This window comes from Micromonospora sp. NBC_00858 (assembly GCF_045207365.1).
Taxonomy (GTDB): Bacteria; Actinomycetota; Actinomycetes; order Mycobacteriales; family Micromonosporaceae; genus Micromonospora.
The window spans coordinates 1,598,730-1,610,692 of sequence record NZ_CP108828.1 but is presented as its reverse complement, the minus strand read 5'-3'; the positions used below and the strand labels follow the sequence as shown (position 1 = coordinate 1,610,692).

Here is an 11,963-nt window from a genome sequence, read left to right as displayed (position 1 = left end):
TCACCGCGGGTCGTCCGGCCGGATTGAGCCGCGCGCCAGGCCGTCGGCGGTGAGTTGGGCCAGCTCCGCTCCCAGCGAGGCGGCCTGCCGGATCGCTGACTCAAAGGCGTCGAGGCGCCGGAACGCGTCCCCGTGCGCTCGCTGTTCGTCGAGCGACAGCCGCCGCACCTGCGCCCGTCGGATGTCGAAACGCATTGTCCCCGACAGACTCGACGACTGCTTCTCGTTCGTCGACGTCCGCAGCTGCCCGGCCAGGAACCACGGATCCAGCGCCGCCGGGTTGGGTCGCAGCAGGTAGAGGTTGCGCCCCAACAGCGCCCCCTCGGCGGTGACCACCCGCGCGGTGAGCTGCCGCGCGATCATCGGCACCACCACGTCCCCCACAGCGAGGGGGATCTCCTGACCGAACCGGTCGTCGACCCGCCCGGACGCCTCCACCCCAGCGAGCACGTCCGGCACGGTGAGCACCGGCGGCCCGTCGGGTGCGGGTGTGGACGTGCCGGCACGGACCGGGCCGATCAGTTGGAGCGCCCCGGTCTTCGCCAGCTCCCCCACCGTGAGGAAGAGGCCGTCCGGCCCGTCGGGCGCGGGTGTGACCTGCGGGATCAGCGCCGGTAGATGGCCGACGATGGCGGCCAGGCGTTCTCTGGTGCGTACCAGATGCTCTCCCGAAGCCTCGCCCGCGACGGCCGGTTGCCGGCGCGCGGGGGTGAGGTCGACATCCTCGTCGAGCAGCTCGATGACCGGGACCGCGCGGGCGAAGCCGGCTTCCTCGACGTCGCCGTCCGGGGCGCCGGCGAAGGCCCGCCACGCGGCCAGCACACGCGGCGCGGTGTCGGCCAGGTCGCCGCCGGCGGCGTCGATCAGCAGCGTCCGCGCCGGTGGCGGTGCGTCGGCCGCGGCCCGCCGCAGCACCCACAGGTGCAGCGGTACGCCGTGCGGCGCCGCCACCCCCGGCGGGAGCGCGATGACGGCGCGCAGGTGACCTCGGCGTAGTAGCTCGCTGCGGATCCGCTTGCCGGCGCGCCGGCTGGCGACCGTGGGCGGCATCAGCAGTACGGCGTGCCCGCCGACCCGCAAATGGGCCAGGGCGTGTTGCGCCCAGGCCAGCTCCGGTTCGGTACGGGGTGTGGTGCCGACGATCCAGCGGGGGTCGTGGCCGAGTTCCTCGTCGCCCCAGTTGGTGGCGCCGAACGGTGGGTGGCAGACGACGGCGTCGATGGCGCGGCCGGCGAAGGCGTCGGCGCGCAGTGAGTCACCGGTGCTCACCTCCCCTGGTACGTCGTGCAGTGCCAGCCACAGGCCGGCAAGCCTGGCGAGGTCCTCGTCGAGTTCCTGCCCGTACACCGAGGTGCCGCCGGCGCGGACGGCGGCCCGGAGGATGGCGCCGGAGCCGGCGGCCGGGTCGAGGACTGAGCCGCCGCCGACGCTGGCGAGCCCGATCATCAGGTCGGCGAGGTCGTCGGGGGTGGCGAAGGGGCGGCCGGGCCCCGGTGCCGAGAACCGCTGCCACAACTCGTCGAACGCACCCTGCGGACCGAGCTCGTCGGCGAGGGCGTCGACGTCGGGCAGCAGCGGTGCGAGCTGTGCGTCGGAGTGGCCGCTTCGGGATCCGCGCTGACGGGCCAGCAGGAGAGCGCCGACGGCGGCGAGACCGGCGGCCGGGGAGTCGCTGGCTGCGGCGAGGTGCCGCCAGAGCCGGTCGGCGGTGGCGAGCTCGGGGAGCTTGCCCTGGGTGCGTAGCCACTGCTCGACCTGGATCAGGTCGAACTCGGGGCTCGCCGTCGTCCCGCCCACCGGGGCGGGGAAGTCGGCGTGCCGTTTGCGCCAGTTGCTGACCGCAGCGCGGCCGACCCCGGCGAGCCGGGCGATCTCCGCTGCCGTGATGGTCGGGTTCTCCTGCACGCCGAAAGTCTCGCACATCTGTCAAGCACGAAATTGTCTGTTGACACCGTTCTCGGACGATGCTCTTATTGACGCCGCAACGTTCACATCAGGAGGACAACGATGCGCAAGACCACCACTCTCGCTCTGATCGCCACCGGCCTCATCGCCTTGGGCTGCGGCTCCGGTGCCACCGACAAGTCCACGAGCTCCAGCGACGGCGGCAAGGGCGAGGACGCCCCGGCGAAGACCGCGAAGGTGGGCGAGGCGGCCCGCGACGGCAAGTTCGAGTTCACGGTGAAGTCCGCCAAGTGCGGCGTCGCCAAGATCGGCACTGACCTGATCGGCGCGAAGGCGCAGGGCCAGTTCTGCCTGGTCACGGTCAACGTGAAGAACATCGGCAAGGAAGCGCAGATGTTCGACGGCAGCAGCCAGAAGGCGTACGCGGCCGACGGCACCGAGTACTCCGCCGACGGCGCCGCCGCCATCTACGCCAACAAGAACGCCGAGACGTTCCTCAACGACGTCAACCCCGGCAACCAGGTCAGCGGCGTCGTCGTCTTCGACATCCCGAAGAACGTCAAGCTCACCAAGCTCGAGCTGCACGACTCGCCGTTCTCCGGCGGCGTCGACGTCTCCCTCGGCTGACCTCATCCCGCAACCCCGGGGCGGGTCTGAACGATCCGCCCCGGCTGTTCACAGCCCACATGTTCACACGAGGAGCCTGGTGATGACCGACCCGACCACTCCAGATCCGAACGAGAGCCCCCTGGCTCCAGACCCGACCGCTGGCACCTCGGCCAACGGCCCTGAGGATGACGGCTCCAGCGCGAACAACGCGCCGCACCGGAGGCGTCGCTATCTGATCGCCGCGTCGGCAATGGTGATTCTGCTGGCTGCGGCCACGAGCATTCTCTTCCTGGTGCAGCGCGATTCACCGTTGGAAGCCGCCCGAGAAGCCTGCGGTGCCGGGCGGGACGACTGGGCGATGCTGGGCGACGACGGTAGGTCGCTGACGCTGCGGAGCGTCGGTGAGGAGCGAACCGGCCTCAAGCTGGAGCAGTTGCACTGCTACTGGACCGAGCTGCACGTGCCCGATGCCGTCGTTGCGGAGGTCAAAGTGACGCGTGCACTGGACGGGCGGCAGTCCGGCGAGTGGGAGGACATGAAGGCCTCCTGGATCTATCACCCGGATGACGGCCTCCAAATGATCATCACTCTCTCGGACTGACACCTCCCTCAATCCGCAGATCCGCCGGCATCTCCTTGCCCTTCGCCGGTCCGGCACTCCGCCGCACCGCTGCCCTCCCGCGCCCTGGAGACGACCATGGCCATCCCCCACCCGTACGGCACCCTCCGCTGCTCGGCGGGGACCGTCCACCTGCGTCGAGCCGTCCGCACCGCCGGCGCCCTGCTCACCACCGCGCTGCTGGCCACGATGCTCACCGGCTGCGGGGACGAACACGGCCGGACTTCAGCGAGGTGTGGGCGGCGAAGCCGACGTCCTGCGACGCCCAAGCGGAGATCTATCCCGTGACCGACACCGAGAAGGCCGCGCTGAAGACGTCCAAGTACGACGACGGGAACATCACGACCCTGTACGAGATGTGCGCCGCCGTCGACCCTGAGGACACGTACCTGGAGGCGGACTTCGCCGCCAGCAGCGAGCAGATCCCGGAGATCAACGCAGCCCTCCTGCTCTGCCCCACCTACCCGTACGCGAAGAAGTGGCGCGAGACGGTGAAACGCGGGCAGGTCGACGTGGACCTGGCGGCCCAGGGCCGACTCTTCGGCTCCGGCACGTTCCGCGTCGGTAAGGAGATCAAGCCCGGCACGTACGTCACCACCGACGTCGACGGCTGCTACTGGGAGCGGCAGAACAGCTCCGGCGGCACCATCGACAACTACTTCACCAACAGCGCCCGCCGGGTGCAGGTGACCATCCGCTCCTCCGACTACGCCTTCAGCTCCGAAAACTGCGGCGAGTGGCGCCCCGCCCGCTGAGACCGCGCACCTCATTCCACCGCTCACGCCGGGCGGGCCGACGAGTCGTCGGCCCGCGGACACCACACGCCTGGAGACGACCATGACCCAGCCTCCGCAGCCCACCGCGCCCCTGATCGAGCTGATCTTCGACCGGCTGGCCGCCGCTGACGACGTACCGACCGAGACCGCCGAGCTGATCCTCGCCGCGCTGACCAGCGAGGACGACCTGAGCGCCGCGCTCGCCGGCACCCCCACCCGACTCGACCCGCGCTCCCCCACCGGAGACGGGTCGGCGGAACAGATCTGGCTGAAGTCGGTGACCGTCGCCGGGTTCCGTGGCGTCGGCCGGGAGCGAACTCTCCAGGTCGACCCCGGTCCGGGCCTCACCCTAGTCGTGGGGCGCAACGGCTCCGGCAAGTCCAGCTTCGCCGAAGCCGTCGAGCTCGCCCTCACCGGTGACAGCGCCCGGTGGGCCGACAAGACCAGCGTCTGGCGTACGGGGTGGCGCAACCTGCACAGCCAGGACCCGTGCTGGGTTGACGTGGAGCTGCGCGTCGACGGGGTGGCCACGCCAACCCGGGTGAACCGCGCCTGGCCCATCGGCGCCGAGTTGGCCGACGCCGAGGTGACCGTCACCAGCGCCCGGGGTCGACACAACGGCCTCTCCGAGCTGGGTCTGGCCCGCCCGCTGGAGCTGTACCGGCCGTTCCTCACCGCCGCCGAGCTGGGCAAACTCGCCGCCGGCACGCAGAGCCAGCTCTTCGACGCGCTCTTCGCGATCCTCGGCCTGGACGCGCTCACCGACGCCGACCAGCGTCTGCTGCGCGCCGCCCGGCCGCACGACACGACCATCAAGGAGGTACGCGCACAGCGCACCGCCCTGGTCGACGCGCTGTCCGGGATCGCCGACGACCGGGCCCGGCGGACCGCCGCACTGCTGCGCGGCCGGGGACAGGTCGACCTCTCCGCGGTGACGGCGATCCTCGACGAGCCGGACGAGGCGACCGCCGACCGGGAAGTGCTGCTCTGCCGCGAACTCGCCGCCCTCGCCCCGCCGCTGCTCGACGAGGTGAACCGGCTGGCCAGTCAGCTGCGAGAGGCGGCGGCCGAGGCCCTGCGCTACGACGGCGGCCGGTCCCGGGCCGCGCTGCGCAGCGCCGAACTGCTCCGCCTCGCCCTCGAATACCACGAGGACGAGGGCGACGGGCCGTGTCCGGTCTGCTCCACCGGCACCCTCGACGGTGGGTGGCGTACCGCCGCCGCGGAGGCGCTGACCGACCTCCGGCAGCGCAGCGTCGCCGCTCAGACGGCGGCGACCCGGCTCACGGCTCTGCTGCGGCAGACGCATCACCTGATCGACGACCTCGCGGTGCCCGAGGGTCCCGGGTCGGAGGCATCGGTCGGGGTGCTGCGCGATGCCGTGGCCGCGCTGCGGCGCGTACCCGGGGAGCCGGCCGACCTGGCCGACCACCTGGCCGCGCGGTACCCGGCGGTGGTGGAGGCGGCGGACGCGGCCCGCGCGTACGCCGAGGGGTTTCTGCGGCAGCGCGACACCGGCTGGCGGGCGGCGGCGGCCGAGGTACGCGAGTGGGTGGCTGCCGCCGGCGGGTTGCCGGCGCGGGAGGCCACTCTGGCCCGGTTGAAGGCCGCGCGCGGCTGGCTGAAGGACACCGGTACGGAGGTCCGCAACGAGCGGGTTGCGCCGTTCGCCGGGCACTCGCAGCGGATCTGGGCTCAGCTGCGGCAGGAGAGCAACGTCGAGTTGGGTGCGATGACGCTCGAAGGGGCGAACACCCGGCGGCGGGTGGTGTTCCCGGTCAGTGTGGACGGCGCCGACAACGGCACCGCGCTGGGTGTGATGAGTCAGGGTGAGATGCAGGCACTCGGGCTGGCCACCTTCCTGCCGCGCAGCTGCGCTCCGGAGAGCCCGTTCCGGTTCATCGTCGTGGACGACCCCGTGCAGAGCATGGACCCGTCGAAGGTGGACGGTCTCGCACGGGTGCTCGCCGAGTTGGCTGAGCAACGGCAGGTGGTGGTCTTCACCCACGACACGCGCCTGCCCGACGCGGTCACCCGACTCGGCCTCGGTGATGCCCGCATCGTGGAGGTGACCCGCGCGGAGCGGTCGGTGGTGACGCTGCGGCCCGGCTCCGATCCGGTGACGCGCTACCTGGACGACGCGTCCGCGCTGGCGCGCAACGACGAGATCACCGCCGAGGTACGCGGGCCCGTGGTCGCTGAGTTGTGCCGCTCTGCAGTGGAGGCGGCCTGCCACCGGGCAGTCTGGCGGATCCGGGTGGCGCGGGGCGTTCCGCACGCCGACATTGAGAACGCGATCGAGGACGCGTCCCGACGGCTCGCCACCACCGTCGCTCTGGCGGCGTTCGATGACGCCGAGAAGGGCGGCGACGTGCTCGGCTGGCTCGGCCGCCGGCACGGGCGGCGGGCTGTCAACGCGTACCAGGCATGTCGCGAGGGCGTGCACGGGGCGTACCTGGCGGACCTGCCCGGACTGGTCACGGACGTCCGCCTCCTCGCGGCGGCGCTGTCGTGACCGGGCCGACGCCACAGCGCTGCCTGGCGGCGGCCGATCAGCTCCTGCGCGGGTCCGGTCTGCTCGGTGCCACGGCGGTCACCGCGGGCTGGTGGCCGCGGGCCTGCGCCTGCCTGATCCGGCTCGCTCTCGAAGGTGGCATCGACGCCTACTGGCGGCGGGTGAAGCCGACCGTGGCGGCGTGCCGGCAGGGCCGCGCGAAGCAGTTGATGCTGCGTGGCCGGCTCGGTCCGGGCACCGAAACCGCCCGCCGGGTGGCGTTCGCCTGGGCGACGCTCTCCGTCGCCACGCACCACCACTGCTACGAGCTGGCTCCTACGGCGGCGGAGCTGCGTCGCCTGCACACCGAGGTGAGCACCCTGCTCGCGCGACTCCAGCCGACCGCCAGCACCACGAGCTGACCCCTGATGACTCAACCAACCACGAGGGATACCGCCTTGTCCTACCAGCCTGGATACGACCCGACCCGCCCGCAGCCGCCGATCTCGGCCGTTCCCGCCAGTCCCTACCCGCCGATCCACTACCAACCGCTGCTGCCCCAGGTGGTCGTGCAGGCCCCGCCCTCGTCCAGCACCGCTACCGCGTCGATGGTCCTCGGCATCCTCGGCGTCCTCGGTGGCTGGTGCCTCTTCGGGCTGCCCTGCGTCCTCGCGGTCATCCTCGGCCACGTCGGGCTGTACGAGACTCGGAACGGGACGAAGTCCGGACGGGGTATGGCCGTGACGGGCCTGATCCTCGGCTACGTCTTCGTGGGCCCGATGATCGCGCTCACGGTCATGGTCTTCTTCGGTGGTGTGATCGGCGCGGCTACGCCGACGCCGACGTCAGCCCCGTGAGTACAACGGCCGCCGCCGGTCACTGTGGCGACCCGACCCGCTCGCACCACGCGCTCGGTCTGTTCAGCCACTCGCGTCTGGACACTACGCGCGATGAGGTACCAGTCCGGATGAGCCGGGGTGACCACGTTGACACCTACTGTGATGCTCTCGCTGTCGATCATGAAGGATGTGGGATGGCGCCTGAAGCCGAGGGATCCGAGAACGAACTTCCCATACCCGTCGACGACGTGCCCGACGCGCGTGGTCACGCCCTCGACGTACCGGTTCCGGAAGCAGCCGAACGTGGGCAGCGAGTCCTCGACCTCCTGGACAAGGCAATCGACGTCCAGGGCGCACTGGTGCGCAAGAACATTGCCCGGGCCCGCCAGCGGAATCCAGAGGCGACACCAGCAGAGGTGATCCGCAATCTGGAGCGGATGTACGTCAGCGCCCTGGCCGGGACGGGTGCTGCGGTTGGAGGGGCTGCAGCGGCGCCCGGCGTCGGCACGGGCATCGCACTGGCGCTGTCGGCCGGCGAATTCCTCTCATCTCTGGAACTGAGCGCTCTCTTCGCGCTCTCGATCGCCGAAGTCCACGGAGTCCCCATCGACGAGGTCGAGCGCCGACGAACGATCGTGATGGGAATCATGCTCGGCGGGTCCGGCTCCGCCACCATCACCAAGGTCGCCGAGCGTACGGGGCAACACTGGGGACGTCAGGTTGTCGCCAAGGTGCCCGCCGAGACGCTGCGTCAGATCAACAAGATCTTGGGGAAACACTTCATCACGAAGTACGGGACCAAGCAGGGAATCATCGTTCTCGGCCGAGCGGCACCGTTCGGTATCGGCGCTGTGATTGGTGGTGGCGCCAACGCTGCCCTCGCCACTCTGGCTGTGCGGGCGGGTCGTCGCGCATTTGGTCCACCCCCGACGACGTGGCCATAGCTGACACGCAGCACCCCGCAAACGTCGCGCGGTAGGGTCCAGTCACGGTCGACGAAAGGCAGATCAACCATGACAATCCCCCACCTGACGGCCGCCGACGGCACGACGTTGCCGGCGATCGGGCTCGGCACGTACCGGCTGAGCGGCTCGGCGGGCGTCGACGCCATGGCTCAGGCGATCCGGGCGGGCTACCGGTTGATCGACTCCGCGGTGAACTACGAGAACGAGGGCGCGGTGGGCCGGGCCGTCCGGTCGGCCGGCGACGTACGCGACGAGTTGGTCGTCACCTCGAAGCTGCCGGGCCGGCACCACCACTTCGACGAGGCGCTGACCACCATCGAGGAGAGTGTGTTCCGCACCGGCCTCGACCGGATCGACCTGTACCTGATCCACTGGCCCAACCCCAAGGTCGACCTGTACGTGCAGGCATGGCGGGCGCTGATCGAGGCCCGCGAGCGTGGTCTGGTCCGGCACATCGGCCTCTCCAACTTCCTGCCCGAGCACATCGACCGGCTGGTGGCCGAGACCGGTGTCGCCCCGGTGGTCAACCAGATCGAGGTGCATCCGTACTTCCCGCAGCAGGAGGCGATCGACTACCACCGGGAGCACGGCATCCTCGTGCAAGGCTGGAGCCCGCTCGGTCGTGGCAACGACCTGCAGCAGCACCCCGTCATCTCGGAGATGGCGACCGCCCACGGCGTCAGCCCGGCGCAGATCATCCTCGCCTGGCACGTGGCGCGTCAGGTGATCCCGCTGCCCAAGGCCGCGTCCGCGCAGCGGCAGCTGGAAAACCTGGACATCTTCGGCATCAAGCTCACCGATGACGAGGTCGAGGCCATCTCCGCGCTGGGCCGCCCCGACGGGCGCCTCGCCGACCAGGACCCGGCGGTGTACGAGGAGTTCTGAGCGGCCCGATCTCGGGTACGGGCGGGCACGATCGTGTCGCCGGCCGATCCGGTGGATAGGGAATCACCCGATTCCCCGCTGGCGGATCCGGCTTAGCGTCGACGCATGCATCGCCACCGGCCCGACTCGGCACCGATCGGAGAACCAGAATGATCAAGGTGAGGCTCTTCGCGTTGGTCGTCCTGTCGAGCGTGACGCTCACCGCAGGGCGGGGGCAGCAGCGACGACGACACCACCGCCTCGTCGTCCCCCGAGGCGAGCGCCGAGGTGAGCGCCGCGCCGGCACCGTCGGTGACCACCGGAGCGGGAACCGAATCGGGTGGGGTCACGGCGACGGCCCTCTGTGACTACCTGCGCGGTGAGTTGCCGGCGCTGCGCAAGGCCCCCGGAGAGATCGAGGTGATGGCGCGGCTCGCCACCGGGCTCAGCGGGTGGTACGACCAGCGCGGCGGGGTGCCCGACGGTTCCCAGATCGACACCCTCACCAGGGAGCAGTGCGCCGACGTACGTACCGAGGCCCTCAAGCTGGCCGGGGTGCAGAGCTTCCTGCAGTTGTAGCGCGCTGGTGCGTCCGCGACCCCCTGGGCGTCGCGCGACCCGGGCCAGCAGCGGCCCGGGTCACGCGACGTCGCTCAGACGAGCCCGCCGAGGGAGGGGTCGCTGATGCTGTCCTTGCCGTTCTCGACGTGGCCCGCGTAGCGGTAGGCGAATTCGGCATCACCTGCGACGGTGACGGTCAGGTCGTACCAGCCGTGGGTGCGCGAGAGCGTCCACGTCGCGCGCTCCGTCTCGCCGGGCCGCAGCGACAGCTTGACCGGACGGGTGCGGTAGCCGTCCCGGACCGTCACTTCCACCCGCTTGGCGCCACGGTTCTTGAGCGTGAGGGTGACCTTGTCGTTCCGCTCGTCGTACGAGGGGGCGATGTCGAGGTTCGTGGCGTGCCGGCTCGACGGGCCATCGGTGAACCGCCGGAAGAACCCGTTCGGCCCGTGCACCGACAGGTCGTACCCGGCCGTGGCCGCCCAGGTGTCCGTCAGGTGCTTGCCCGACTCGACGGTGTAGCTGCGGGGGGCGTCCGCGCTGCCGGCCTGGCGTACCTGGAAGACCGCCGCGGCACGGCCGGAGTTGCGGAAGTCGACGCGGATCGCGCCGTCGCTGACGCGCCCGTCGGCGTGCAGGGTGTACGGGATCGCCCGCGCCGGGCGTACGCCGCGCTCCTGCTTCGGCAGCCGCTGGTCCGCTGGCGGGACCGGCATCTCGTCGGGGTGCCGGACCAGCTCGTCGGGCTTGAAGTCGTCGGTGTCCGGGAGGGTGGGGTGCTGCGACCGGTTCGGGTGCCGGAAGTCGAAGGCCGTGGTCAGGTCACCGACGACAGCGCGCCGCCACGGGGTGATGTTCTGCTCGATGAGGTCCGGGCGGCCGTGCCCGAACCGCGCCTCCAGGAACTTGATCAGTGAGGTGTGGTCGAACACCTGCGAGTTGACGTAGCCGCCCCGCGTCCACGGCGAAACGATGATCATCGGCACCCGGATGCCGAGGCCGTACGGGCCGGCCGGGTGGTCGGCGTCGCCCGGGAAGATCTCGTTGGTGGTCGGTACGGTCGACAGCCCGTGCTCGCGGGTCTGCGGCGGCGTCGGCGGGACCACGTGGTCGAAGAAGCCGCCCTCCTCGTCGTACGTGATGAAGAGCGCCATCTTGCTCCACACCTCAGGGTTCGACGCGAGGATGTCGATGACCTGCGAGATGTACCACGAGCCGTAGGCCGGCTCCCAGTTCGGGTGCTCGGTGTACGCCTCGGGTGCGGTGATCCAGGAGACCTGCGGCAGTCGTCCGGCCTCGACGTCGGCCCGGAAGTCGGCCAGCAACGCCTCCGGGTCGCGGCCCTGGGTCCTGATCTCGGTGCCGGTCTTGGCCCGGTCCGCCAGCGGCGTGCCGGGCTGCGCGTTCTGGTACTGGTGGAAGTAGAGCAGCGAGTTGTCGCCGTAGTTGCCGATGTACGGGTCGTTCGTCCAGCCCCAGGAGCCGGCGGCGTTGAGGCCGATGCCGACGTCCTGGTAGATCTTCCACGAGATGCCGTTGCGCTCCAGCCGCTCCGGGTACGTCGACCAGTCGTAGCCGGCCTCCGCGTTGGTGATGACCGGGCCGCCGCCCTTGCCGTCGTTGCCGACCCAGCCGCTCCACATGTGGTAGCGGTTCGGGTCGGTCGGCCCCATCAGCGAGCAGTGGTAGCTGTCGCAGACCGTGAAGGCGTCGGCGAGCGCGTAGTGGTAGGGCAGGTCCTGGCGGGTGTGGTAGGTCATCGCCGTGACGCCCTTGTTCGGCACCCACTGGTCGAACCGGCCGTCGTTCCAGGCGGCGTGCCCGTCGTTCCAGCCGTGCGGAGGGTCCGGCAGGAAGGTCTGGCCGAGGTCCTTCACCTCGGGCCGGAACGGCAGCAGCTCGTCGGCGCCGTCGGGCTGGTGCCACACGTCTCTGCCGGACGGCAGTGTCGCCGGATGCGGGTCACCGAAACCGCGCACCCCGCGCATGGTGCCGAAGTAGTGGTCGAAGGAGCGGTTCTCCTGCATCAGGATGATGACGTGCTCGACGTCGTCGATCGAGCCGGTCCGGTTGTTCGCCGGGATGGCGAGCGCCTTGCTGAGGTCCAACGGGAGCGCCGCGCCGATCGCGGGGACTCCCATCGCCTTGAGGAATGTGCGCCGATCCACCGTGGCCATAGCTCACCCTCTGTACGTCTGGTCGGGAAACTGGCGACCGGACGCTACCGACGGCGGGTTGACGGGAGATGGCTGCAGTTGGTTGGTTTTGCGACCACTCGACGACCGGCGGCGGGTGCCGTGGCGGTGTGCGAGCAGCGTTACAGGTGATCTG

11 protein-coding genes are annotated in these 11,963 nt (G+C 70.6%); 9 read left to right on the top strand and 2 right to left on the bottom strand.

Annotated features, from left to right (window positions below):
• A complete protein-coding gene (locus OG990_RS07675) occupies positions 1-1,905 on the bottom strand; it encodes an N-6 DNA methylase (RefSeq protein WP_406079544.1) in 1,905 nt (634 codons plus the stop codon).
• A gap of 102 nt (positions 1,906-2,007) precedes the next feature.
• Between OG990_RS07675 and OG990_RS07670 the strand changes: the two genes are divergently transcribed.
• The 9 genes from OG990_RS07670 (at position 2,008) to OG990_RS07630 (ending at position 9,650) form a co-directional block, all read left to right on the top strand.
• Positions 2,008-2,532 carry a DUF4352 domain-containing protein gene (locus OG990_RS07670; RefSeq protein ID WP_406079543.1) on the top strand — a complete coding sequence of 175 codons (525 nt, stop codon included), beginning with the start codon at positions 2,008-2,010 and terminating at the stop codon, positions 2,530-2,532.
• Between the two features lie 82 nt (positions 2,533-2,614).
• The gene (locus tag OG990_RS07665) at positions 2,615-3,115 is read left to right on the top strand and encodes a hypothetical protein (protein WP_406079542.1); all 501 of its coding nucleotides are present in this window, start codon (positions 2,615-2,617) and stop codon (positions 3,113-3,115) included.
• Positions 3,116-3,417: 302 nt separating this feature from the next.
• Positions 3,418-3,888, top strand: coding sequence for a hypothetical protein (locus tag OG990_RS07660; protein WP_406079541.1), 471 nt, complete (start codon positions 3,418-3,420; stop codon positions 3,886-3,888).
• Positions 3,889-3,970: 82 nt separating this feature from the next.
• Positions 3,971-6,424 (top strand): AAA family ATPase, encoded by a 2,454-nt coding sequence (locus tag OG990_RS07655; RefSeq protein ID WP_406079540.1) that lies wholly within the window; start codon positions 3,971-3,973, stop codon positions 6,422-6,424.
• Complete coding sequence (locus OG990_RS07650) at positions 6,421-6,825, top strand: hypothetical protein (protein ID WP_406079539.1); 405 nt, start codon at positions 6,421-6,423, stop codon at positions 6,823-6,825. Before OG990_RS07655 ends, OG990_RS07650 begins: the two co-directional genes overlap by 4 nt.
• 36 nt (positions 6,826-6,861) lie before the next feature.
• Positions 6,862-7,260 carry a DUF4190 domain-containing protein gene (locus tag OG990_RS07645; RefSeq protein WP_406079538.1) on the top strand — a complete coding sequence of 133 codons (399 nt, stop codon included), beginning with the start codon at positions 6,862-6,864 and terminating at the stop codon, positions 7,258-7,260.
• 176 nt (positions 7,261-7,436) lie between these two features.
• Positions 7,437-8,186: a hypothetical protein gene (locus tag OG990_RS07640; protein ID WP_406079537.1), complete on the top strand. Its 750-nt coding sequence runs from the start codon at positions 7,437-7,439 to the stop codon at positions 8,184-8,186.
• A 69-nt stretch (positions 8,187-8,255) separates the two neighbouring features.
• Positions 8,256-9,092, top strand: a complete 837-nt coding sequence (locus OG990_RS07635; RefSeq protein ID WP_406079536.1) for an aldo/keto reductase — start codon at positions 8,256-8,258, stop codon at positions 9,090-9,092.
• A 267-nt stretch (positions 9,093-9,359) separates the two neighbouring features.
• Positions 9,360-9,650, top strand: a complete 291-nt coding sequence (locus OG990_RS07630) for a hypothetical protein (protein ID WP_406079535.1) — start codon at positions 9,360-9,362, stop codon at positions 9,648-9,650.
• Positions 9,651-9,724: 74 nt separating this feature from the next.
• Here the strand turns inward: OG990_RS07630 and OG990_RS07625 are convergent, their stop codons facing one another.
• Positions 9,725-11,809, bottom strand: coding sequence for a phosphocholine-specific phospholipase C (locus OG990_RS07625; RefSeq protein ID WP_406079534.1), 2,085 nt, complete (start codon positions 11,807-11,809; stop codon positions 9,725-9,727).
• Between the last annotated feature and the right edge of the window lie 154 nt (positions 11,810-11,963).